Source organism: Rhizobium sp. BK399 (assembly GCF_014194695.1).
Taxonomy (GTDB): Bacteria; Pseudomonadota; Alphaproteobacteria; order Rhizobiales; family Rhizobiaceae; genus Rhizobium.
On sequence record NZ_JACIAH010000013.1, the window covers coordinates 18,101 to 39,666 of the forward strand.

24 protein-coding genes and 1 tRNA gene are annotated in these 21,566 nt (G+C 59.9%); 5 read left to right on the forward strand and 20 right to left on the reverse strand.

Annotated elements, in window-relative coordinates; genetic code table 11:
• The first annotated feature begins 28 nt into the window (after positions 1-28).
• Positions 29-433, forward strand: coding sequence for a (2Fe-2S)-binding protein (locus FHT97_RS31045; protein WP_246712741.1), 405 nt, complete (start codon positions 29-31; stop codon positions 431-433).
• Entirely contained in the window at positions 399-884 is a 486-nt protein-coding gene (gene bfr / locus FHT97_RS22665) for a bacterioferritin (RefSeq protein WP_028827993.1), read from the forward strand. Before FHT97_RS31045 ends, bfr begins: the two co-directional genes overlap by 35 nt.
• A 36-nt stretch (positions 885-920) precedes the next feature.
• Here the strand turns inward: bfr and FHT97_RS22670 are convergent, their stop codons facing one another.
• From FHT97_RS22670 to rsfS, 6 genes are all read right to left on the reverse strand, one after another.
• Complete coding sequence (locus FHT97_RS22670; protein WP_183864339.1) at positions 921-1,454, reverse strand: RNA pyrophosphohydrolase; 534 nt, start codon at positions 1,452-1,454, stop codon at positions 921-923.
• A 13-nt stretch (positions 1,455-1,467) separates the two neighbouring features.
• Positions 1,468-2,670, reverse strand: a complete 1,203-nt coding sequence (locus FHT97_RS22675) for a divergent polysaccharide deacetylase family protein (protein ID WP_183864340.1) — start codon at positions 2,668-2,670, stop codon at positions 1,468-1,470.
• Positions 2,671-2,751: 81 nt separating this feature from the next.
• A complete protein-coding gene (locus tag FHT97_RS22680) occupies positions 2,752-4,074 on the reverse strand; it encodes a S41 family peptidase (RefSeq protein ID WP_183755017.1) in 1,323 nt (440 codons plus the stop codon).
• Positions 4,064-5,518 carry a murein hydrolase activator EnvC gene (locus tag FHT97_RS22685; protein ID WP_183864341.1) on the reverse strand — a complete coding sequence of 485 codons (1,455 nt, stop codon included), beginning with the start codon at positions 5,516-5,518 and terminating at the stop codon, positions 4,064-4,066. Before FHT97_RS22685 ends, FHT97_RS22680 begins: the two co-directional genes overlap by 11 nt.
• A 120-nt stretch (positions 5,519-5,638) precedes the next feature.
• Complete coding sequence (gene rlmH, locus FHT97_RS22690; protein ID WP_183864342.1) at positions 5,639-6,121, reverse strand: 23S rRNA (pseudouridine(1915)-N(3))-methyltransferase RlmH; 483 nt, start codon at positions 6,119-6,121, stop codon at positions 5,639-5,641.
• A 118-nt stretch (positions 6,122-6,239) separates the two neighbouring features.
• Positions 6,240-6,683: a ribosome silencing factor gene (gene rsfS / locus FHT97_RS22695; RefSeq protein ID WP_016556777.1), complete on the reverse strand. Its 444-nt coding sequence runs from the start codon at positions 6,681-6,683 to the stop codon at positions 6,240-6,242.
• A gap of 205 nt (positions 6,684-6,888) precedes the next feature.
• Between rsfS and FHT97_RS22700 the strand changes: the two genes are divergently transcribed.
• Positions 6,889-7,260 carry a winged helix-turn-helix domain-containing protein gene (locus tag FHT97_RS22700; protein WP_183755323.1) on the forward strand — a complete coding sequence of 124 codons (372 nt, stop codon included), beginning with the start codon at positions 6,889-6,891 and terminating at the stop codon, positions 7,258-7,260.
• On the opposite strand, the gene modC is transcribed toward FHT97_RS22700, so the two are convergent.
• The 7 genes from modC to obgE all read right to left on the reverse strand — a co-directional run bounded on the left by modC (position 7,261) and on the right by obgE (position 14,491).
• Positions 7,261-8,328, reverse strand: coding sequence for a molybdenum ABC transporter ATP-binding protein (gene modC, locus FHT97_RS22705; protein ID WP_183864343.1), 1,068 nt, complete (start codon positions 8,326-8,328; stop codon positions 7,261-7,263).
• Positions 8,325-9,026 carry a molybdate ABC transporter permease subunit gene (modB, locus tag FHT97_RS22710; protein WP_183864344.1) on the reverse strand — a complete coding sequence of 234 codons (702 nt, stop codon included), beginning with the start codon at positions 9,024-9,026 and terminating at the stop codon, positions 8,325-8,327. The genes modC and modB overlap by 4 nt, the downstream gene beginning before the upstream one ends.
• A gap of 72 nt (positions 9,027-9,098) precedes the next feature.
• Positions 9,099-9,884: a molybdate ABC transporter substrate-binding protein gene (gene modA / locus FHT97_RS22715; RefSeq protein ID WP_183864345.1), complete on the reverse strand. Its 786-nt coding sequence runs from the start codon at positions 9,882-9,884 to the stop codon at positions 9,099-9,101.
• Positions 9,885-10,354: 470 nt separating this feature from the next.
• Positions 10,355-10,939, reverse strand: a complete 585-nt coding sequence (locus tag FHT97_RS22720; RefSeq protein WP_210296766.1) for a nicotinate-nucleotide adenylyltransferase — start codon at positions 10,937-10,939, stop codon at positions 10,355-10,357.
• A gap of 37 nt (positions 10,940-10,976) precedes the next feature.
• Positions 10,977-12,260: a glutamate-5-semialdehyde dehydrogenase gene (locus tag FHT97_RS22725; protein ID WP_183864347.1), complete on the reverse strand. Its 1,284-nt coding sequence runs from the start codon at positions 12,258-12,260 to the stop codon at positions 10,977-10,979.
• On the reverse strand, positions 12,253-13,422 hold the full coding sequence (gene proB, locus FHT97_RS22730) for a glutamate 5-kinase (RefSeq protein ID WP_183864348.1): 1,170 nt from the start codon (positions 13,420-13,422) through the stop codon (positions 12,253-12,255). The genes FHT97_RS22725 and proB overlap by 8 nt, the downstream gene beginning before the upstream one ends.
• Positions 13,409-14,491, reverse strand: coding sequence for a GTPase ObgE (gene obgE / locus FHT97_RS22735; protein WP_183864349.1), 1,083 nt, complete (start codon positions 14,489-14,491; stop codon positions 13,409-13,411). Before obgE ends, proB begins: the two co-directional genes overlap by 14 nt.
• Positions 14,492-14,574: 83 nt before the next feature.
• On the opposite strand from obgE, the gene FHT97_RS22740 reads away from it, so the two are divergent.
• Positions 14,575-15,441 (forward strand): endonuclease/exonuclease/phosphatase family protein, encoded by an 867-nt coding sequence (locus FHT97_RS22740; RefSeq protein WP_183864350.1) that lies wholly within the window; start codon positions 14,575-14,577, stop codon positions 15,439-15,441.
• A gap of 38 nt (positions 15,442-15,479) precedes the next feature.
• Here FHT97_RS22740 and FHT97_RS22745 read toward each other — a convergent pair whose 3' ends face one another.
• From FHT97_RS22745 to rplU, 4 genes are all read right to left on the reverse strand, one after another.
• On the reverse strand, positions 15,480-16,067 hold the full coding sequence (locus FHT97_RS22745) for a GNAT family N-acetyltransferase (protein WP_183864351.1): 588 nt from the start codon (positions 16,065-16,067) through the stop codon (positions 15,480-15,482).
• Complete coding sequence (locus FHT97_RS22750) at positions 16,064-16,720, reverse strand: GNAT family protein (RefSeq protein WP_183864352.1); 657 nt, start codon at positions 16,718-16,720, stop codon at positions 16,064-16,066. The genes FHT97_RS22745 and FHT97_RS22750 overlap by 4 nt, the downstream gene beginning before the upstream one ends.
• A 126-nt stretch (positions 16,721-16,846) precedes the next feature.
• Positions 16,847-17,116, reverse strand: a complete 270-nt coding sequence (gene rpmA, locus FHT97_RS22755; RefSeq protein ID WP_018855954.1) for a 50S ribosomal protein L27 — start codon at positions 17,114-17,116, stop codon at positions 16,847-16,849.
• Between the two features lie 34 nt (positions 17,117-17,150).
• Positions 17,151-17,468 carry a 50S ribosomal protein L21 gene (gene rplU, locus FHT97_RS22760; RefSeq protein WP_007528566.1) on the reverse strand — a complete coding sequence of 106 codons (318 nt, stop codon included), beginning with the start codon at positions 17,466-17,468 and terminating at the stop codon, positions 17,151-17,153.
• A 307-nt stretch (positions 17,469-17,775) separates the two neighbouring features.
• Between rplU and FHT97_RS22765 the strand changes: the two genes are divergently transcribed.
• A tRNA-Ser gene (locus FHT97_RS22765) sits at positions 17,776-17,865 on the forward strand.
• 57 nt (positions 17,866-17,922) lie between these two features.
• On the opposite strand, the gene FHT97_RS22770 is transcribed toward FHT97_RS22765, so the two are convergent.
• Genes FHT97_RS22770 through FHT97_RS22780 form a run of 3 tightly spaced genes read right to left on the reverse strand, consistent with a single transcriptional unit; the run spans position 17,923 to position 21,559 of the window.
• The gene (locus FHT97_RS22770) at positions 17,923-18,690 is read right to left on the reverse strand and encodes a crotonase/enoyl-CoA hydratase family protein (protein WP_183864353.1); all 768 of its coding nucleotides are present in this window, start codon (positions 18,688-18,690) and stop codon (positions 17,923-17,925) included.
• Positions 18,690-19,577, reverse strand: coding sequence for a hydroxymethylglutaryl-CoA lyase (locus tag FHT97_RS22775; protein WP_183754991.1), 888 nt, complete (start codon positions 19,575-19,577; stop codon positions 18,690-18,692). Before FHT97_RS22775 ends, FHT97_RS22770 begins: the two co-directional genes overlap by 1 nt.
• Positions 19,574-21,559 (reverse strand): acetyl/propionyl/methylcrotonyl-CoA carboxylase subunit alpha, encoded by a 1,986-nt coding sequence (locus FHT97_RS22780; protein WP_183864354.1) that lies wholly within the window; start codon positions 21,557-21,559, stop codon positions 19,574-19,576. The genes FHT97_RS22775 and FHT97_RS22780 overlap by 4 nt, the downstream gene beginning before the upstream one ends.
• Positions 21,560-21,566 lie beyond the last annotated feature (7 nt).

Below are 21,566 nucleotides of genomic sequence, written 5' to 3' on the forward strand. Positions count from 1 at the left end.
GTTCCGAGCGCCACACGGTCTGCGACCAATGAACTACCCCCCGCGACTCGATTTTTTCTTGACACATATCATCTTCTTTTGCAGAAAAGGGGATAGTGAATGTCATGTTTGGAATGATGCCGTGCTTGTCTGCAGCTGCAACTACATAACTGATCACGAAATCCGGGAAGTCATCAATGAGCTTCTCGATCAGGACTGTTGGCAGCTCATTGTTCCAGCAAAGGTCTACCACGCCATGGAAAAACGGGGCCGCTGCTGCGGCTGCTTCCCGAATGTGGTCGATATCATCATCCAGACAACCGAAGAATATCACGCCCGTCACGACTCGACGGACGCCGAAATATTTGATTTCATGTCCCGCCTCAGAGAATTCCACGAAGAAAACAGGAGAGCGGACATTGAAAGGCGACAAAAAAGTCATCGAGCGGCTTAACGAGGCCCTCTTTCTCGAACTCGGCGCCGTAAACCAGTACTGGGTCCACTACCGACTTCTTGAAGATTGGGGCTACACCAAGCTAGCCAAGAAGGAGCGGGCGGAATCCATCGAGGAAATGCACCACGCCGATCGCCTGGTTGCACGTATCATCTTCCTCGAAGGCCATCCCAATCTCCAGACCCTCGCTCCTCTTCGCATCGGCCAGAACGTCAAGGAAGTTCTGGAAGCCGACCTTGCCGGCGAATACGATGCGCGCACGGCCTACAAGAAATCACGCGACATCTGTCATGAGGCCGGCGACTACGTCTCGATGAAGCTTTTCGAAGAGCTCCTCGCGGACGAGGAAGGCCACATCGACTTCCTCGAGACGCAGCTTGATCTGCTCGGCAAGATCGGCGAATCGAAATACGGCCAACTCAACGCCGACTCTGCCAACGAGGCCGAGTAATCCTCGTAGTGACCGGCAGCTCCGGCCGCCGGTCATTCACTCTGCGGCGCTTAGACCAACCAAGTGCCTGAACTCGTCGACGACCTGCTCATAGACAGCCCGCTTGAAGGGTACGATAAGACCGGGCAGGCTCTCCATCGGCTTCCACTCCCAGGCATCGAACTCAGGCGCATGCCCGCCTGGCGGCGGATTGATTGCGACCTCGCTCTCATCGCCATCGAAGCGGAACGCGAACCAGCGCTGCGTCTGACCGCGGAACTTGCCTTTCAATCCGATGCCGATCAGCTGCGGCGGCAAGTCATAATTGATCCAGTTCCGCGCCTCCGCGAGCAGCGTCACGGTACGAATGCCTGTTTCCTCGTAAAGCTCGCGGTAGGCCGCCTCAAGCGGATCCTCGCCCTTGTCGATGCCGCCCTGCGGCATCTGCCAAAGCTGCGGCGATCCATCATACTCGGAATTCTCTTCCGGAATCCGTCGCCCCGCCCACACCAGGCCCTGACGGTTGAGGATCATGACACCGACACAGGGGCGGTACGGCAGGTCCTCGGCTTTGACGATCGGCTTGCTCATCGGCTCTCTCTATTCAAGGTCTTTTGAGATCATTGGTCAGTGCTGCGACACCCACGACTTCAATGCCTCGCATCGCCGCTTCCTGTGTCCATTGCGCGATCGCGTCAATGCTCTCATCGAAGGCGGCAGCGACGCCGATCGCCTGGCCGTTGCGCTTTGCAACGCGCTCCAGCTCGTCCAGTTTCTGGATGATGGCTTTCACGTCAAGCTGCTTGTCCAACTGCACATCTGCGAAGGCGTAGGGCGTTTCTGTTCCTTTGGCGATCGCGGCGGTCTTGGACTGCGCTGACGTTCCGTCATCAAGGAACAACAGCCCGCGCTTTTCGATGTCCCGCAAAACCGGCTCCATGGCATTGGGGTCGGAAAGGAAGCGCCCGCCCTGATAGTTCATGACGCCGGTATAGTTGGTGATCTCGCCCATCGCCCGGTGCAGGTTTTCAATATTTTTCGCAGCCGATGTCGAGGTCAGGAGCGTATCCGGTCCAGGATCGTTTGCCGGATAATCAAAAGGCTCGAACGGAACCTGCAACAGGATTTCGTGGCCACCACGGCGCGCCTCCTGCATCCAGCGCTGCAAGCTGTTGCCGCTGGCGGCAAAGGCGAGCGTGACCTCCTCAGGCAACTGTTGAATGGCCCGCTGCGTGCCCGTCTGGCTAAGCCCGAGACCGCTGACAACGATCGCGATGCGTGTTCCGTGAGCGCCCGACCATGGCCGTGCATACTGGTCCATCGGGCGCCGTCCGTCCGGCCCAACGATCGGCAGTCGCCCAAATGGCGTCTCCTCCAGAAGCGCGTCGTTCGGCAAGGCCGCCACCCGTGGATCCTGTCCGATCTGCGAGGCATCGACCAGCACTGGACCATTTCCATCGCGTTGTCTTGGGGAGTATTTCGTGACCACCGATCCGTCGCCGGTGACCATCTGCTCCACATTCGCGCCCGACCTAGGGCCGGATGGCGCCATGCCAGGAGCGGCTGCGGATGGGGGCTGCGGCGGCACCTGATTTTGAACTGTGTCAGAAGGTGGGGCAGTCGTCTGGTTTTGCGCCGGCGGCTTTTCTCGTTTCAATCCGTCACCGCGAAACGCAGTGTAGAGCGATGAAGCCCCGATCAGCACGAGACAAATCCCGGCGACAACGCGCCCGGTGCGCAGAATACCCGGCCGCTGGCGCTTGGCCTTTCGGTTCTGTCCCAGAGGGGCGTGCAGATCGGTATTCAAACTTCTTTTCCGCTTCAGAGTCAGGACAGCAAAAAGGCGTCAGGCCGGACACACCATCCAGCCTGACGCCTCAAATTGCAATCACTTGGCGCTGACGGCCTTGTCCGGATTCGGCGGGAAGGCCGGATCGGTCTTCTTGCCGCGAAGCAGGTCAAGCGCGTAGTTGAGCTGGACGTCGTCCTTCGGATCCGGCGGAATATAGGCAACCGAACCGGAGCCTTCGTCCGTCTCGCTCTGACCCTTGATGTGCCCGCGCAGGCTGGACTCGCCTTCGGTGACCATCTTGCCCTTCAGATCATCGGGCAGCGGCTCCTCGACCTTGATATCAGGCGTGATACCGGTGCCCTGGATGGAGCGGCCCGACGGCGTGTAGTAGAGCGCAGTCGTCAGGCGCAGCGCGCCGTTTTCACCGAGCGGGATGATCGTCTGGACCGAGCCCTTTCCGAACGAACGCGTGCCGAGAACCGTCGCACGACGCAGGTCCTGCAGCGCACCCGCAACGATTTCCGAAGCAGACGCCGAACCACCGTTGATGAGCACGATCACCGGCTTGCCGTCCGTCAGATCGCCCGGGCCAGCGTTGAAGCGGCGGGTTTCGTCCGGATTGCGGCCGCGGGTCGACACCACCTCGCCACGCTGCAGCAGCGCATCCGATACCTGGATCGCCTGATCGAGCAGACCGCCGGGGTTCAGGCGAAGGTCGAGCACATAGCCCTTCAGCTTGTCGGCCGGGACCGTCTTCTTGATCTTCTCGATAGCCTTCTCGAGGTCGGGATAGGTCTTTTCCGTGAAGGAGATGACGCGCAGATAACCGACATCATCCTCGACGCGCGACTTGACGGCCTGAACCGCGACAACGTCTCGGACGATCGTCAGTTCAATCGGCTTGTCGGCACCCTTGCGGATCAACGTCAGCTTGATCGGCGTATTGACCGGACCGCGCATCTTTTCGACAGCGTCTTCCAGCTTCAGGCCACGAACCGACTGACCGTCGATCTCGGAGATGTAGTCTCCAGCAAGAACGCCGGCCTTTGCCGCAGGCGTGTCGTCGATCGGGGTGATGACCTTGACAAGCTCGTCTTCCATCGTGACCTCGATGCCGAGGCCGCCGAATTCACCCTTCGTCTGGGTCTGCATGTCGGCCGCATCCTTGGCATTCATGTAGCTCGAATGCGGATCCAGCGAGGAAAGCATGCCATTGATGGCATTTTCGATGAGTTTGTCCTCGGCCGGCGGCGTCACATACTGTGCGCGCACGCGCTCAAAGACGTCACCAAAAACGGAAAGCTCCTTATAGGTGGAGGCTCCAGCTGCTTCCGCAGGCACGCCCGCCGAATAGATGACGCTCATCGCGGTCGCACCCATCAATGCGCCGACCAGAACAAGAGAAGCCCTACGAATCATTGCGTGCCTTTCCAGTGTCTTTAGCGGTCCACCAAGGCCGGGAATCGACCGGTTTTCCATCTTTTCGAAATTCAATGTAAAGCGTTGGACGGTTGGTTTCCAGCGCCAATGCAGTCGCGCTCGCCACTCTTTTTGCACCCATTGCGGCAAGCGGTTCGCCAGCGAAGACGAATTTGCCCTGGCGCGTGCTGATCGTCTCCATGCCGGAGAGGACGAGATGGTAGCCGTCGCCGACGTCTAGGATGATCATTTGGCCGTAGCTGCGAAATGCGCCCGCATAGACAACAAGGCCATCTGCGGGAGCGGTAACCACCGTTTCCGGATTGGTGGCAAGCGTCACTCCCAATGCCTCATGGCCGGTTCCGTCGGCATCGCCGAACTGGCGGAGCGCATCGCCTGCCACAGGCAATTCCAGCTTCGCCTTCAATTCTCCGAAGGGATATGCGGGCGCAATGCGGTTTTTATCAGGCACACCGCTCTCCGCGAGCGCCTTGGCTTGGGCACGCTGCTCCTCGGTCAAGAGCTTGCGGTTCTCCTCGGCCTGGCGAGCTGCAGCCGCCGCTTCCCGAACCGATGCAATCTCGGTTTCCATCGACGCCACCAGACCCTCCAAGCTTGTCGCCTTGCTGGCAAGATCTTCCGAGTGCTTCTTCTCCGCGTTCAGTTCTGCGGCGCTGCTGCGGCTCAGCTTCTCGTTTTCGGCAAGAAGCAGATCCATGCGGCGCTCTTCTTCGATGTTGTTCGTCATCGTCGTGGTGAGCGCTGACTTTTCCGCAGCACTTGCTGCTTGCAATGCAGAAAGGTTAGCAAGATCGCCAGCGAGCTTGTCTGTCTCCTTTCGAATTCCGGGAACCACGGCGCCGAGCAGGATCGCGCTGCGCACTGAGGCGAGCGCGTCGTCGGGTGTGACGAGCAGGGCAGGTGGCGGATTGCGACCCATCCGCTGCAAGGCCCCTAGCACCTCCGCCAGCAAGCCGCGTCGTTCATACAGGGAACGCCGAACCGTATCTTCCTTCAAGCCCAGATCGGCAAGCTTCTTCTCACTCTCCAAAATCTGCTTCTCGAGCGCCTTGCGCCGCGTCGCTGAATCGATCAGCGCCTGACGAACACTGCCGCTGCTCTTGTCCAGATCCGCGATGCTCTTCTCCAACTCGGCAACCTTGCCGGATGAGAGGCCTATCGTCTTCGACAAGGCATCAAGCTCGGCTCGCGTCTCGTCTCGTTTCTTCGCGAGGTCGGCCGCCGGATCCGGTGGCGGCTGGGCAACGGCTGCACCTGCCACAGTAGGCGCCTCGCCCGGCGACATCCCTGCAACTTCCGGCGCATCTTGTGCGAAGGCGCTGGCGGCGAAAGGGCGGCTTACAACTGCCGCCAGAGACATGCTCAAGCCTGCGGCCAGGGCCGACAAAATGACGTATTTTGGCTTGAACACACGCGTCGGCATATGAACTTCGAGATCCCTTTCAAATCGCGCGGAGATTAAGCTGATTTGACATTCTTTGCCAGATCGATTGAGGGTTTGCGCGCCCCAGGATGGACACGCTCGCGTGAGCAACGGAACCCATCAAACGCGATGATAGGGATGGCCGGAAAGGATCGTGACGGCTCGATATAACTGCTCAGCAATCAGAGTACGAACCAGCTGATGCGGCCAGGTCATCTTGCCGAGGCAAAGCGTGGCATCGGCAAGATCATACAGCGACGGATCGAGACCGTCAGCACCGCCGATGGCGATCATCAGGTCACGTTTGCCCCGGTCGCGATAGTTTCCAAGGAGATTGGCAAAGCCTTCGCTGTCCAGCGCCTTGCCCCGCTCGTCCAACAGGATGAGGATACTCCCATCCGCCAGCGACTTCTGCAGCATTGCCGCTTCGTCACGCTTGCGCGTATCGGCATTCGACGCGCGGCTTTCAGCAACTTCGGCGACGCGGGAGAATTCGAGGCCGACAGCAGGACCGGCCTTGGCAAAACGATCGAAATAGCGGGCCGCAAGATCCTTCTCGGGGCCGGACTTCAGCCGCCCCACTGCAAAAAGACCAACACGCATTATCCGCTCCTGCAATTCGGCAAAGGGCGGCGCACATATGCCACCTGGCCGGATCCAATCATCCGGCCTAAATTGCTTGCCGTCTATCCGGCACCAGACGCAGCGTCCAGGCAGCCTGTTAGTGCACCGTTTCTTCGTCCATGTCGGGCGCGGCCCACATCTTTTCGATGTTGTAGAACTCGCGTATCTCTGGACGGAAGACATGGACGATGACATCGCCGGTGTCGATCAGGATCCAATCACCGCCTTCCTGACCCTCGACGCGGGCGCTTCCAAGGCCCTCGTCTTTCAGATCGGTCAGCAAGTGGTCGGAGATCGCCATGACATGCCTGCTCGAGCGCCCGGAGACGACGACCATGAAGTCTCCCAGTGCCGATTTTCCAGCGATGTCGATGGTGACGATATCTTCAGCTTTAGAGTCCTCAAGGCTTGTGAGGACGGCGTGTAGGGCGCGGGCGGCAGCATCGGCGCCACGTTCCGGGCTCTTCGGGACAACGGCAAGCGTTTTTCCCTTGGCGTGTACTGTTGTCAGTGCTTTCCCTTTCTCGGAATGACAAAACATGCACATCACTGATTTGGACAACCAAATCATAGTTAAGATAGGCACCAAACCATTAATGTTTCAAGACGCGCACAATCACAAAGCGTGAATATCCGCTTTGGCGCGACAACTCATCCTTGGATGGAAGACTGTATATGGCCGGCTGTGTACAGTGCTTCCGACCATACGTAAAGTAAGTCCGTTTCCGATCGCAAAGACCCTTGCCATGAAAAGCTCCGCAATAAACACGCTTACTCCAGTCCTCCGTATCAGCTTTCCCCACGAAGACCGGCTCGGGCGCGGCAAAATGGAATTGCTCGAGCACATCAGGGAAACAGGATCGATTTCCGCAGCCGGCAGGGCGATGGACATGTCTTATCGTCGCGCCTGGCTATTGGTGAGCGACATGAACAGGATGTTCCTCGAGCCCGTGGTCGAATCGCAAAGGGGAGGGCAAAAGGGAGGCGGGGCGGCGCTGACACCATTTGGCGATGAACTGCTTGCCCGCTTTCGAAAGATGGAACAAGTCATGAAGGCGACCCTCGCGGATGACCTGGCATGGCTGGAGGCCAACCGATCCACCCAAAACAGCCGCTGATCACGGCTCTAGAGCAACCGTCTTTATGACAGCGAAAACCGGCGCCCCGACACGCAGGCCCAGCCGCTCTGCCGAAAAGCTGGTAATCCGGGAAAGGATGGGATCTCCGCCGCAATCAACGAGCACGTCGATTGTCGCGTCGTCGGCTTGGGTCATGGCCTGAACGTGACCTTCAAGCACGTTGAGCGCGCTCAAGGCTTCGGGCCTTTTCATTGCGAGCATCACATCGCGCGCGGGGATTCGCACCCGAACGGTCTTGCCCGGCACCAGCATTGCTCCAGGGATGTGAAGTCTTGCCGATTTCAGGGCAATCGTCGCAATGCGATGCCGTTCGTCAACGCTCTCCACCTTTCCCTCAAGAAGCGCACCCGCCTCACGCCGCTCGAACGAGGCCGGCGGATGGCTAAGGACATCTGCCGCTGAGCCGACCGCCTCGACCTTGCCGTCCCGCATGACCACGACCTGGTTGGCGAGGCGTGCTACCTCGGCGATCGAATGGCTGACATAGACGATCGGAATGTCCATCTCGTCGCGCAACCGCTCGAGATAGGGCATCACCTCAGCCTTTCGGGCATCATCCAACGCCGCCAGCGGCTCGTCCATCAACAGCAAACGGGGAGCCGAGAGCAGAGCCCGGCCAATCGCCACGCGCTGCTTTTCGCCACCTGAAAGCTTTTCGGGTCGGCGATCGAGCAGGCTTTCGATACCGAGCAACGCAACAATGCGGTCCAGGTCCTCCGGCGAGCCGGCAGCTTGGGCGAACCATTTGCCATAGGATAAATTGTGACGAACATTGAGATGCGGAAACAGTCGTGCTTCCTGAAAGACATACCCGAACCTTCGGCGGTGCTTCGCCACGAAGATCCGCCGGTCGGTGTCCGTCATCGTCTGCCCGTCGAGGATGACCTGTCCTCTGTCGGGCCGTGCCAACCCGGCGATGATGCGGATCATCGACGTCTTGCCGGAACCGGACCGGCCGAACAGCGCGGTGATCCCGCGTTCCGAGGTAAAAGCGGCATCGAGCGAAAAGGTGCCAAGACGCTGCTTTGCGTTGACAACGAGCGTCATTCCGGATCGATCCTCCGACCGGCGATACGCGATAGAAACTCCGACGCGAGCAAAGCGACCATGGAGATGGCGACTGCGACAAGTGTCAGCCGTAGAGCACCGACATCACCGCCAGGAACCTGCGTGAAGGAATAGATCGCAGCTGAAAGCGTCTGTGTTTCCCCCGGGATATTGGAAACGAAGGTGATTGTTGCCCCGAATTCCCCCATTGCCTTGGCAAAGGAAAGGATCATTCCGGCAATGATTCCGGGCAGCGTTAACGGCAACGTTATGGTCAAAAAGACCCAGAACGGGCTGGCGCCCAGTGTGCCGGCCGCCTCCTCCAGCTTTCGATCCACCGCTTCGATAGAAAGCCGGATGCTGCGCACCATCAGGGGAAAGGCCATGACTGCGCAGGCAAGTGCCGCACCCGTCCAACGAAACGAAAAGACGATGCCGAAATATTGATCGAGGACGCTGCCAATCGGTCCGCGTCGCCCGAAGAGGATCAGCAGGATGAAACCCGTGACCACCGGCGGCAGGATCAGCGGCAGATGAACGACACCGTTGAGAACAGATTTGCCCCAGAACCGCCCGCGCGCGAGCAACAGGGCCACTCCGATGCCGAATGGCAGGCTCGCCAGCATCGCGACCACTGACACGCGCAGGCTGAGCAAGATTGCCGTCCATTCGTCGTCGCTCAGGCCGAGTGCGTTCAAGCCATTTCTCCAAAAACAGAAGGCCCGTTCGGCGGGCCTTCTCACGCTAAGTCCTCGTGCGAAAATTCGCAATCATTTCAAGATGGTGAAACCTTGATCGGTAAAGAAATGAGCTGCCTTTTCCGACTTCAGGAATTCCAGGTAAGCAGCGGCATCCGGGTTCTTGCTCTCGGAGAGAACAGCAACCGGATAGATGATCGGCGGGTGCGAATCCGCCGGGAAGGTTCCAACAACCGCAACGCCCGGATCCGCAGATGCGTCGGTCTGATAGACAATGCCGTACGGTGCCTCACCGCGCGAGACCAGAGCAAGTGCCGCCCGAACACTCTCGGCCCCGGCTACCTTGCCTTCAACGGAAGGCCACACGCCGAGCGCCTCAAGCGCCGCTTTGCCGTATTTGCCGGCAGGCACGGACTTGACCTCGCCCATCGCGAGCTTGCCATCACCGAGCAGAGCAGAAAGGTCGAAGCCCTTCTTGATGTCGACCGGTTTGGCATGGTCCTTGGGTGCGACGAGTACAATCTTGTTGCCGAGGAGATTTGACCGAGTGTCAGCCTTGATCAGGTTCTTCTTTGCGAGATAGTCCATCCAGTCCAGATCTGCCGACATGAAGATGTCGGCAGGCGCACCGCCTTCAATCTGCTTGGCAAGCGCCGAACTCGCAGCATAGGACGCAACCGCTTCCTTGCCGCCTTCCTTCGCCCAGGCGGCATTCGCCGCATCAAGGGCGTTCTTCAGGCTGGCTGCCGCGAAAACGGTAACCTTTTCCGCGGCGATTGCCGGCGTTGCTGCAACACCCAAAAGAACTGCCGAAATGGCAGCGGCGGCAACGTTGATCCATTGGCGGCGACTGTACATGATCTCTCCCCGAGTTTCGCAATATCCGGAGAAATATAACGTCGCCCGCGCCTTGGCTACCGTTATATTTTCCAGGGCATAACCATTCTGCTTGATCGCAGCACTTCACACATTCGTGAAGTGCATGGCTGGGCACCACCGTCCACTAAAAGAGCTGGAATTCCGCATGAGGGCGCGCCAAAAACGCGGAGGCTTGGCCGAAATCCTTGAGAATGCAAAAGAAATGAGCATCACAGAAGCGGCTTCGATCGAGAGATATGCCTTCTACGCATTGCTGCAATGCAATACACTAGCTTTAAAAACACGGAAAATGTGGTACAACACACTCATCAAACGACGACCTCCTCCTCCCAAAGTCGTTTGATATGGATCGGCAACACTCCTCCTCCCAGTTGTCGATCAAGTTTACGAAGCCCGACGGATCTCCTCCCCCGTCGGGCTTTTCGTTTGTTCGATCCCGAAAAAACCAACTATTTCAAGGCGTCGCGGATAGCGGTCGAGCTGAGGCCCGAGCGCGGACCGTGTATGAAGGTCCAGGCAGGTGCGCGCCGTTTCCAGAGGGCTTGAGAATCGTCCTCGTCAATACGAGCGAAATCGAACGTCCGCGCCATCTTCGACGAGAGGAACGACAGCGTGGAACCCGGCCGGTCGATGACGGCAATTGGAAACGTGTTGACGATGTCCTGCCAGCGCTGCCACAGATGGAACGTCTTCAGGCTATCAGCCCCCATGATCCAGATGAAATGGACATGCGGATTTCGCGCCTTGACGCGCGCCAACGTGTTGGCCGTGAAGCTCGTCGCGAAATCACGCTCGAATGCGGTGATCTTGATCGAAGGATGCCGAGCAAGCCGCTCACTCAAAGCAATCCGCTCGGAAAGCGGCAGCAACTGGCGCCGGTCCTTGAGGGGATTGCCCGGTGTAACGATCCACCACAACTGATCGAGGCCGAGCCGCTTGATCGCGATTTCGGCAACCAGCGCATGGCCGTCATGCGGCGGATTGAAGGAGCCGCCGAAAAGACCGACGACCATGCCGCGCTCCGTATGCGGCATGCGAAGATAAGGTCGGTCGATTTCGTCGTTGATCACGTCAGCGCCGGGTTTGTCCGGTGCCGCGCACCCGATACTTGAAGGATGTCAATTGCTCGACGCCGACGGGGCCGCGGGCATGCATCTTGCCCGTGGCGATTCCGATCTCTGCCCCCATCCCGAACTCGCCGCCATCGGCAAACTGGGTGGATGCATTGTGCAGCAGGATTGCGGAATCAACCTCGGTGAAGAATCGCTCAACCACATCCGGATCCTCGGCAATAACAGCCTCGGTGTGATTGGAGGAGTAGGTCTGGATATGCTGGATCGCACCGGAGATGCCGTCGACAACGGCAACCGAAACGATGGCATCCAGATATTCCGTCGACCAATCTTCCTCGGTGGCGGCCCTCACACCGGGCATCGCTTGAACGACGGCAGTAGAACCGCGAATCTCGCAAGTGGCGCCTGCGAGGGCCTCCAACAGCGGGCGGAGATGGGTACTGGCCGCAGCGCTGTCGACGAGGATCGTTTCCACCGCACCGCAAATACCCGTGCGCCGCATTTTTGCGTTGACGACGATCTCCTTCGCCATGCCGAGGTCGGCCGAGGCATCCACGTAGATATGGCAAAGCCCTTCAAGGTGCGCGAAGACCGGCACTCTCGCCTCGTTCTGAACGCGTGCAACAAGGCTCTTGCCGCCGCGCGGAACGATCACGTCGATCGCGCCACCCAGTCCGCGTAACATCGCGCCGACGGCAGCCCGGTCGCTTACCGGCACAAGCTGAATTGCATGCTCCGGAAGCCCTGCGACCTTCAGGCCTTGCACAAGGCAGCTATGGATTGCCTGCGAGGAACGCCGGGAATCAGAACCACACCGCAAAATGACAGCGTTGCCGGCCTTCAGGCACAGGGCGCCAGCATCCGCAGTCACATTCGGGCGGCTCTCGAAAATCACGCCGATGACGCCGAGCGGCGTGCGGACGCGCTCGATCTTCAGACCATTCGGCCGATCCCAGGCCGCGATCACTTCGCCGACCGGATCCTTGAGGGCCGCAATCGCGCGGATCCCGTCGGCCATTTCGGCAATGCGCTTGTCGGTCAACGTCAGGCGGTCAACGAATGAGGCCAGCATATCCGTACCGGCGACATCCTTCAGATCCTTGGCATTCTCGGCGAGGATATGATCCTTGTTGGCGAGGATCGCATCCGCCATGGCGTTCAGCGCCTTGTTTTTGGCTTCAGTGGACGCAAAGCCCAACGGTCGCGCGGCGGCCTTGGCTTTGCGGCCGATGTCATTCATCAGCGCGTCAATGTCAGGGCTCTGCGCAACGGTATCAAGCATAGCTTGTGTCCTTCTTCTGCCTTTCCGATTTCGAACTGATCTGCGACGTCATCACCATGTCGTCGCGATGGATCATTGCCGCTCGCCCCGCGTAGCCGAGAATTGCCTCGATCTCCGCCGACTTACGACCGGTTATCTGCCGCGCCTCTTCGGCATCGTAGCCGGCAAGCCCGCGCGCGATCTCGCGCCCGTGCGGGCCAACGATTGCCACCGTATCGCCGCGGCTGAAAAGCCCGACCACTTTGCGCACGCCGGCTGGCAGCAGGCTCTTGCCGGCGCCGAGCGCCGCAACGGCGCCCTCGTCGACGTGAAGTTCGCCCGCCGGCTGCAATTGACCAGCAATCCAGGTCTTTCGCGCTGTTACGGGCGTCCCAGAGGGCGCAAACCAAGAGGACCGCGCCCCGTTCTCGATTGCCGAAAGCGGGCTGTCCGTCTTGCCTGACGCAATGATCATGGCACAGCCAGCCGTCGTCGCGATCTTGCCGGCATCGATCTTGGTGCGCATCCCGCCGCGCGACAGTTCGGATGCCGCGCCCCCAGCCATGGCTTCGATCTCAGGCGTGATCTCAGCGATCGTAGCGAGAAACTCGGCCTGCGGATCAAGGTGCGGCGGTGCCGTGTAGAGCCCGTCGATATCGGACAGCAAAATGAGCAGATCAGCGCCGGTCATCGTCGCGACACGCGCGGCCAGGCGATCATTGTCGCCGTAGCGGATTTCGCTGGTGGCAACAGTATCGTTCTCATTGATGATCGGCACCGCGCCAATCTTCAGAAGCTGGTTGATAGTGGCGCGCGCGTTGAGATAGCGGCGGCGCTCTTCGGTATCGCCGAGCGTCAGAAGAATCTGACCGGCAACGATCTCGTCCCGCGACAGGCTTTCCGACCAGGCGCGGGCCAAGGCGATCTGGCCGACGGCCGCCGACGCCTGGCTTTCCTCCAGCTTCAAGGCGCCCGAAGGCAGGTCGAGGACGGAGCGACCGAGTGCAATAGCACCGGAGGAAACGACGAGGACATCAACGCCCTTGGCCTTCAGCGCTGCGATATCGCGGCACATCGCGTCGAGCCACGCCTTCTTCAGGCCCGTCTTGCGATCGACGAGGAGGGCCGAGCCGATCTTGATGACGGCGCGGCGATAGCGCTCGAGCGACTTACGCGTCGTCATTGGCCTCGCCTTCATCGTCCGACACCATATCGCGGTGGCGGAGCTTCGGTGCCTTGGCGAGTTTTTCGGCCGTACCGGCATTCGCCTCGACGATGATGTCCCGCAAGGCGCGCAGCACTTCCGTCATGCCCGTGCCTGTGGCTGCGGAAATCTGGAACGGCGTCCTGCCGCAGGCCTTGGCAAGTTCCTTGGTCTTCTTCTTCAGCGTAGCATCATCAAGCACATCGATCTGCGAAAGCGCAACGATCTCCAGCTTGTCGCCAAGATCACCGCCGTATGCCTCGAGTTCACGGCGCACGGTCGTGTACGCCTTGCCAACCTTCTCCTCCTGCGAGGAGACAAGATGCAGCAGCACACGCGTACGCTCGACGTGACCAAGGAACCGGTCCCCAATCCCGACGCCTTCATGCGCGCCTTCAATCAACCCCGGAATGTCGGCAAGGATGAACTCCTGGCCATCAACCGTCGCTACGCCGAGGTTCGGGTGCAATGTCGTGAAGGGATAATTAGCGATCTTCGGCCGGGCGCGAGTGACAGCCGCAAGGAACGTAGACTTGCCGGCATTCGGCAATCCGACGAGACCGGCATCTGCAATCAGTTTCAGATGCAGCCAGATCGTCTTTTCCTCACCGGGAAGACCGGGATTGGCCCAGTCCGGTGCCTGGTTGACCGAGGATTTGAAGTGCGCGTTTCCGAAGCCCCCGTTGCCGCCGGTAGCGAGCCGGAAGCGTTGGCCTTCCTCGGTGAGGTCGCAGATCAGTGTTTCCTGGTCTTCCTCGAAAACCTGCGTACCGACTGGCACCTTCAGCGTCACGTGGTCGCCATTGGCGCCGGTGCGGTCCCTGCCCATCCCGTGCGTGCCGACCTTGGCCTTGAAGTGCTGTTGGTAGCGGAAATCGATCAGCGTGTTGAGGCCATTTACTGCCTCGACCCAGACGTCGCCGCCGCGTCCGCCGTCACCGCCATCCGGGCCGCCGAATTCGAGGAATTTCTCGCGTCGGAACGAGACGCTGCCCGCGCCGCCGTCTCCAGACTTGATATAGACCTTTGCTTCGTCGAGAAATTTCATTTTACTTCCATGTCCGGTGGCTGTTCATCGCCCCTCTTGCCGCTTTCGATATAGGCGGTTCAATCGGAGGTCAAAGGATTATCGTGAAGTTTGCGAGCTATAACATACAGTACGGCTTCGGTCTTGATGGCATCTACGACCTCGACCGAATCGCCGCGAGCCTCGAGGGTGCTGACATCATCGCGCTCCAGGAGGTCACTCGCGGCTTCGCCAGGAACGACTATGCCGACATGGTTGCCGACCTTGCAGAGCTTTTTCCCAACCATTTCTGGGTCTATGGACCGGCTTGTGACCTGCATATCGAAGAGGGTTCCGATGGCTGGCCGCCACGCGGAACGCGCTTCCAATTCGGCAACATGGTACTCTCGCGCTGGCCGATCCTCGCGACCCGAACGCTGCTTCTGCCGCGCAGCCGAACGATCTCCAAGGTCAATCTCCAGCGCGGCGCAACTGAAGCCGTGATCGAAACGCCGGCGGGGGCGCTGCGTGTCTACTCCGTGCATCTCGATCACGTCTCCATCGACGAGCGCAGTCGCCAGCTCGCCCACCTCAACGAACGCATCAACGCCTTCGTTTCCGAGGGCGGCTCCGTCACTGGCGCTGCAGAGGTCGACGTCGATGATCCGCCGTTGCCCGAGGACTACCTCATCATGGGCGACTTCAACATGACGCCGGAGTCGCCGGAATACTGCATTCTTGCCGGCGCCAAGGACGGCTACTACGGCCGCGTCCCGCGCATCGGCACGCCTGTCGACGCGCTTGCGACGTTGGAGGCTTACCCGCCCGGCAGCTATAGCTGGATGGATCCCAAGGATCATGGCAAACGCATGCATCTCGATTACATCTTTGTCAGCTGCGGCCTCGTGGGCCGCTTGAAATCGGCAAAGATCGATACCGACTCGGTCGGCTCCGACCACTTCCCCGTCTGGGTCGAGATCGACGGTGAATAGGCAGGCGTCCCGAACACCTCGGGACGCCTCTCCTTTCTTCAAGCAATCCTCGCCTGTTGCAACGCGCCCGGCTTCAGCATCGTCTCGACGTGCGTGACCATGGTGTTGCGTGCGAAGCTGTAGATCTCGCTGCAACCGGTCATGCGGAAGCCGAGCTTCTCCTGCAGCTTCAGCGAGGCCGGGTTGTCGGCGAACACGCCGGAATGAAGCGTGGTCTCGGGCATGCGGCGCGAAAAACGCTCCAACACAGCTGATACCGCCTCGCTCATGTAGCCGCGCCGCCAGTAGAAACGGTTCAGCCAGTAACCGAGGTGCCATAGACCATGGCGAAGCTCGATCGCGACGACGCCGATATGGGCGTCGTCGCCAGTCGTGATCGCAAACTGCCAGTCGGGCATACCGCCAGCCATCACCGGTACCAGCCAGTCGAGCGCGTCCTGCTTGTCGTAAGGAGCAGGAACACGCGCGAGCATGCGGGTCACCGCGAAGTCGGACAACGTGTCCGCGATCGCATCGGCATCGCTCAGCCGGTGCGGCCGGAGAACCAGCCGGTCGGTCGCAATGACAGGCATCGAGCCGGGCGCCATCGACTGGCTCCTGGGCCTTTGAAGACTGATCGCGTTCATAAGACGCTCCCCCAGCTTCTCAGCGACATCCAGGTCTTGCGGTCAAGCCTGTACCACTCGACCGGCACGTTACTGCCGAGCGCCAGCGATGCCGCAAGGCCCGATCCCTGGAACTGGAAGCCGCACTTCTGGATGACCCGCCGCGAAGCGACGTTCATCACCCGGCAACGAGCATCGATCTGATCGACATCCTGCCTCGTACGAAAGACCATATCGACCAGGGCGTGGCACGCCTCAGTCATAAAGCCTTGATTCCAGTAAGGTTCTCCTAGCCAGTAACCGATCTCGACGGTCCGCCCGTCAAGATGCGGCTCAACTCCGCAGCACCCCATGAAGGCGCCATTTTCGGCTTTCGTGATCGCATAGACGCACTTGCCAATCTCGCCGTTTTTCGTGCGTCGCACGAAGTCGGCGGCATCATTGGCCGTATACGGGTGCGGCATACGCGACACCATGGTGGCGACTTTGGCGTTGTTGGCAAGATGGGCAAGGGCGTCGATGTCTTCTTCGTGCGGCGCGCGCATGACGAGCCGCTCCGACAGTAAGACAGGGCAATCGGTCCTTAACGGCTCCGGCCTCAGCCGTTCCTTGGGAGACCGCTGGCCTTCCCTGAAAGACCGCGATTGGCCTTCCCTCAACAATTCGCCTTGCATGTTCAGTCCTCCTTCGTTGGACAAGAAAAAAGGGGAGATGGCGCCCCATCTCCCCTGTTTTCTGGACTGAACCTGATACGCTCAGCCGGGTCGATGAGACGCCGGCTGTTTTAGAGCGCTACCGGCTTATTCCGCTGCTTCCGCTTTCGGCATTACAGACACGTACACGCGGCCATTGGCCTTCGTACGGTAGTTCACATTGCCGGCCGTAAGCGCAAAAATGGTGTGGTCCTTGCCGAGGCCGACATTGGCGCCCGGATGCCACTGCGTACCGCGCTGACGCACGATGATGTTGCCTGCGATGACGGTTTCGCCACCGAACTTCTTCACGCCAAGGCGCTTGGATTCGGAATCACGACCGTTGCGCGATGAACCGCCAGCTTTTTTGTGTGCCATTGGTGTTCTCCTTTAAACCTTAAGTCCCGTGATCTTACTTGGCAGCCACGATGTCCGTGATGCGGACAACGGTGTGATGCTGGCGATGGCCGCGCGAACGCTTCGAGTTCTGACGACGGCGCTTCTTGAAGGCGATGACCTTCTTGCCGCGGTTGTGCTCGACCACTTCGGCCTTGACGGAAGCGCCCTTAACGAAGGGAGCACCAATCGCAGCGTCGGCGCCTTCGCCGATTACGAGGACTTCGGTGAATTCAATTGCGTCGCCAGCGGTTGCTTCAAGCTTCTCGATGGTCAGCACGTCGTTTGCCGCCACACGGTACTGCTTACCGCCGGTCTTGATGACTGCGAACATTTTTTATCCTTTCATGTTCGTTCCGGCTCATACCCGCCCAACAAGCAGGTGGCCGTCTTTTTATCAGTCGAGGTTAAGCAGGGATTTCAGAGGCCTTAGCCCAGAACTCTCGCTGCCGGTGATCCACCCCGCGCGAACGCGAGACTGGTAAGGCGCAGACTTATCCACACCTATTGCGAAGCCGAGATACGCGAGGCCAAAAACACTGTCAAGGCAAAAGGATGAAAAGCTTTGAGATTTCGTCTTGCCAGCCCGTCATTCTCTCGCTATGTAGCCCACCGCGCCGAACGAGCGCCGACCAAACCGCGGAGAGGTGGCAGAGTGGTCGAATGCACCGCACTCGAAATGCGGCATACCTGCAAGGGTATCGTGGGTTCAAATCCCACCCTCTCCGCCATAAATCCCACACCCGGCTTGAGTCAGTCTTCCCCGGCAGTCGACGCCCGCTGGAATTCTATCGGCGTTTTTCGAAGAAGGCGGCAATGCCGGCTTGCGCCTCTTCTGTTTCCCACGTGTCGGCAAGTTGGGTAATCACGTTGTCGATGATCTCGTCTGTGATTGGCGTGGCAAGCGAACGTGCAAGGGCCTTGGCGCGCGCTGCGGCCTGCGGCGAAGCTGCGAGGAATTCGACGACTTCCTGATTGATGGCCCATTCGAGATCACCTGGCGGCACGACGGAGGCAACAAGACCGATCGATTTGGCATGGGACGCGTCGAACGTTCGGCCGGAAGCAAAGAGGGACCGCGCCGCAGAACTGCCAATTCGCGCCACGACATAGGGGCTGATCGTTGCTGGAATCAGGCCAAGCCGAACTTCCGTCAGGCCAAAACGAGCGGTTTCTGAAGCAACCACGGCATCGCAGACGCTGATCAATCCGATCCCGCCGCCAAAGGCACTCCCGTGGACGCAGCCAACGAGTGGCTTCGGAACCTCGTTCAGCACCTTGAACATCATCGCTAGCCGCCGGGCTTCGGCGATTCTCTCCGCCCGGCTTGCTTGGAACTGGGCACTCATCCACTCCAGATCACCGCCTGCACAGAAGCTCTTACCCGCCCCTGCAAGTACGATGACGCGTACATTCCTATCCGATCCGAGAGCGTTTGCCGCTTCCGTCAGTTCGTCGATCATTCCGGCGGACATGGCATTATGTTTGTCTTCGCGGGCCAGCGTAAGCCGAGCAACACCGTGTTCGTCGATCGAAATCATCAGCGTTTCCGGCATTACCCTGCACTCCTGAGGCTCTGGGCAAAGCGCGCAGCCTCTTCCAGCTTTTGCGGCGAGAGCCCGGTTCGATAACCCTTGCGAGCAAGGAACTGGGCGACTTCCAATGTATCGACATTGCCCTTTGCGCCCGGTGCGTAGGGGCAACCGCCCAAGCCGCCGACTGAGGCGTCGAAAACCCGCAGCCCGTGCTTCAACGAAACCTCGATATTGTCGAGGGCCCAGCCATCGGTGTCGTGGAAATGACCGGCAAGCATCGTCGCCGGTGCAGACGAGAGGACCGTGACCAGCATCTGATCGACCTCTTCCGGCCGTCCTCTGCCGATCGTATCACCGAGGCTGATCTCGTAGCAGCCTAAAGAATGCAGGCTCTCGACGACGCGCGCCGCCGCATCGGGCGAAACCGTACCCTCATAGGGACACTCGACGACGCAGCTGACATAGCCGCGCATCGGGACGCCGCGCGCATGGCTTGCTTCGGCAACCGGCTTGAAGCGCTCGATGCTCTCGGCGATGGAACAGTTGATGTTCTTTTGCGAGAAGCTTTCCGAGGCGGACGCGAAGATCGCGACCTCGTCCGCGCCCGCCGCGATTGCCGCGTCGAACCCTTTCATATTCGGCGTCAGAACTGCGTAGCGAACACCTGGTCTCCGCTTAATGCCGGCCATGACTTCGGCCGCATCAGCAAGTTGCGGCACCCACTTCGGGCTGACGAAGCTTGTCGCCTCGATCCGCTCGAAACCACATTCCGAGATCATGTCGATCAGAGCAATTTTCGTGGCGGTCGGGATTAAATCCTTCTCGTTCTGCAACCCATCGCGTGGTGCCATCTCGACGATCGAGACATCCCGCGGCAGCAATGACGATTCTCCGGGCTGCACAATCACGTCTCCTCTACCCGAAGCGTCAGAAGCACCGCGCCTTCATCGACCTGCTGGCCTTCACTCACCTCGACTGCTTCCACCGTTCCGTCGCGGGCCGCAACGAGTGTGAGTTCCATTTTCATCGCTTCCATGACGACAAGCGCATCGCCCTTGGAGACCGCGGCTCCCGAACTCGTGCGCACGATTTTCACAAAGCCCGGCATCGGGGCGATCAGCCTGTTGCCATCCGCCACATCGCTCGCACTGAAATCGAGCGGGTTTCCGAGGTGGAACATATGGGTTCTGTGATCGACGCTGACCACCAAGTGATGCGCCGCCAGGCTCGCCTTGACCTGGACTTGCCGGCCGTCGATCTCAGCCCGGCATCCGTCCTCCTGCCGACTGACGATTTTCACCGGAATGACGCGCCGGCCGTCGTGTACCGCAAAGAAATCAAACCCCTTTGCGGCAACCCGTAGCGTTGAATGCCCCCCTTCGTAGGTCAGCGCGACGATGCGCTGCATTTCGCTCCAAAGCTGCCAGTGCCCAAGCGTCAGCCATGGATCGCCATCCGATGATTGCCTAAGCGCACCCAGCGACAGCACCGCTGCAAGAGCAACAACCGTGTCTGCAGGCGACTCGATTGCCGTCAGCAATTGAAGATCGCGATCGATCAGGCCGGTATCGGGATGGCCGGCGACGAATTCCGCCTGCGCACTCAACCTGGCCAGAAAGTCCAAATTGGTGGTGACGCCAACGACATGTGAACTCTGTAACGCATGGGTTAACCGCGACAGAGCGACATTGCGGTTTGGTCCATGCACAATCATCTTGGCGATCAGCGGATCGTAATGGGCGGAGACCGTATCGCCCGGACGGACTCCGGCATCGATCCGCGCCGTAACATCCGGAAAGTCCAAATGCCTGATCGTTCCCGTCGCGGGCAGGAACCCCTTGGCGGCATCCTCTGCGTAGATCCGGGCCTCGAAGGCCCAACCGTAGATCTCAAGCTCCGACTGCTTCTTCGGTAGGGGCTCGCCGGCAGCGACATGCAATTGCCACTCGACCAGGTCGACGCCGGTGATCGCTTCGGTGACAGCATGCTCGACCTGAAGGCGGGTATTCATCTCCATGAAGTAGAAGCGATCCGGCCAGAGGCCGTTCGATACGTCCGCGATGAATTCCACGGTGCCGGCCCCACGGTAGGAAATGGCACGCGCCGCACGTACGGCGGCGTCGCCCATCGCGCGCCGCATCTCCGGCGTCATCCCCGGTGCCGGCGCTTCTTCGATCACCTTCTGGTGGCGACGCTGTAGCGAGCAATCGCGCTCGAAAAGATGCACGACGTTTCCATGACGATCGCCGAAGATCTGAACTTCGATGTGGCGTGGGCGAATGAGATACCGCTCGATCAATACGGCATCGTCGCCGAAGGCTGATTTCGCCTCCCGCCGTGCGGCCGCGAGTGCCTCGGGAAAATCCTCTTCACTATCGACGCGGCGCATGCCCTTGCCGCCACCGCCGGCCCGGGCCTTGATGAGCACGGGGTAACCGATCAGGGTCGCCTGATCGGCCAGAAAGCCGTCATTCTGCTCCTCGCCATGATAGCCGGGAACCACGGGCACGCCGGACTGGTCCATCAGCGCCTTTGCCGCGTCCTTCAGTCCCATGGCACGGATGGAGGACGGCTGCGGTCCAATGAAGACCATCCCCGCGGCCTCCACGGCTGCCGCAAAGTCGGCATTCTCGGACAGAAACCCATAACCGGGGTGAATGGCTTCGGCGCCGGTCCGCTCCGCTGCGGAAAGGATCCGTTCGATCGAGAGATAGCTTTCCTGTGCACTGGCCGGCCCAAGGCGAACCGCCTCGTCCGCCATCTCGACATGCAGTGCCCCAACATCGGCATCCGAATAGACCGCCACGGTGGCGATCCCCATGCGTCTGGCGGTCCGGATCACCCGGCAGGCAATCTCGCCACGGTTTGCGATGAGAATTTTCTGGAACATCGCTACC

What these genes read in the sequence shown, in the direction of transcription:
- rlmH (WP_183864342.1), bottom strand. Translation starts at nt 6,121, where the DNA reads ATGCGTGTTGGTCTTTTTGCAGTGGGGCGGCTGAAGTCCGGCCCCGAG.
- proB (WP_183864348.1), bottom strand. Translation starts at nt 13,422, where the DNA reads ATGACGACGCGTAAGTCGCTCGAGCGCTATCGCCGCGCCGTCATCAAG.
- FHT97_RS22750 (WP_183864352.1), bottom strand. Translation starts at nt 16,720, where the DNA reads ATGCAAGGCGAATTGTTGAGGGAAGGCCAATCGCGGTCTTTCAGGGAA.
- obgE (WP_183864349.1), bottom strand. Translation starts at nt 14,491, where the DNA reads ATGAAATTTCTCGACGAAGCAAAGGTCTATATCAAGTCTGGAGACGGC.
- FHT97_RS22720 (WP_210296766.1), bottom strand. Translation starts at nt 10,939, where the DNA reads ATGCCGCATACGGAGCGCGGCATGGTCGTCGGTCTTTTCGGCGGCTCC.
- modA (WP_183864345.1), bottom strand. Translation starts at nt 9,884, where the DNA reads ATGTACAGTCGCCGCCAATGGATCAACGTTGCCGCCGCTGCCATTTCG.
- FHT97_RS22700 (WP_183755323.1), top strand. Translation starts at nt 6,889, where the DNA reads ATGAAAAGCTCCGCAATAAACACGCTTACTCCAGTCCTCCGTATCAGC.
- rpmA (WP_018855954.1), bottom strand. Translation starts at nt 17,116, where the DNA reads ATGGCACACAAAAAAGCTGGCGGTTCATCGCGCAACGGTCGTGATTCC.
- FHT97_RS22725 (WP_183864347.1), bottom strand. Translation starts at nt 12,260, where the DNA reads ATGCTTGATACCGTTGCGCAGAGCCCTGACATTGACGCGCTGATGAAT.
- FHT97_RS31045 (WP_246712741.1), top strand. Translation starts at nt 29, where the DNA reads ATGAACTACCCCCCGCGACTCGATTTTTTCTTGACACATATCATCTTC.
- FHT97_RS22745 (WP_183864351.1), bottom strand. Translation starts at nt 16,067, where the DNA reads ATGAACGCGATCAGTCTTCAAAGGCCCAGGAGCCAGTCGATGGCGCCC.
- FHT97_RS22680 (WP_183755017.1), bottom strand. Translation starts at nt 4,074, where the DNA reads ATGATTCGTAGGGCTTCTCTTGTTCTGGTCGGCGCATTGATGGGTGCG.
- rplU (WP_007528566.1), bottom strand. Translation starts at nt 17,468, where the DNA reads ATGTTCGCAGTCATCAAGACCGGCGGTAAGCAGTACCGTGTGGCGGCA.
- FHT97_RS22670 (WP_183864339.1), bottom strand. Translation starts at nt 1,454, where the DNA reads ATGAGCAAGCCGATCGTCAAAGCCGAGGACCTGCCGTACCGCCCCTGT.
- FHT97_RS22780 (WP_183864354.1), bottom strand. Translation starts at nt 21,559, where the DNA reads ATGTTCCAGAAAATTCTCATCGCAAACCGTGGCGAGATTGCCTGCCGG.
- rsfS (WP_016556777.1), bottom strand. Translation starts at nt 6,683, where the DNA reads ATGTTTTGTCATTCCGAGAAAGGGAAAGCACTGACAACAGTACACGCC.
- FHT97_RS22685 (WP_183864341.1), bottom strand. Translation starts at nt 5,518, where the DNA reads ATGCCGACGCGTGTGTTCAAGCCAAAATACGTCATTTTGTCGGCCCTG.
- modC (WP_183864343.1), bottom strand. Translation starts at nt 8,328, where the DNA reads ATGACGCTCGTTGTCAACGCAAAGCAGCGTCTTGGCACCTTTTCGCTC.
- FHT97_RS22770 (WP_183864353.1), bottom strand. Translation starts at nt 18,690, where the DNA reads ATGCCGGAAACGCTGATGATTTCGATCGACGAACACGGTGTTGCTCGG.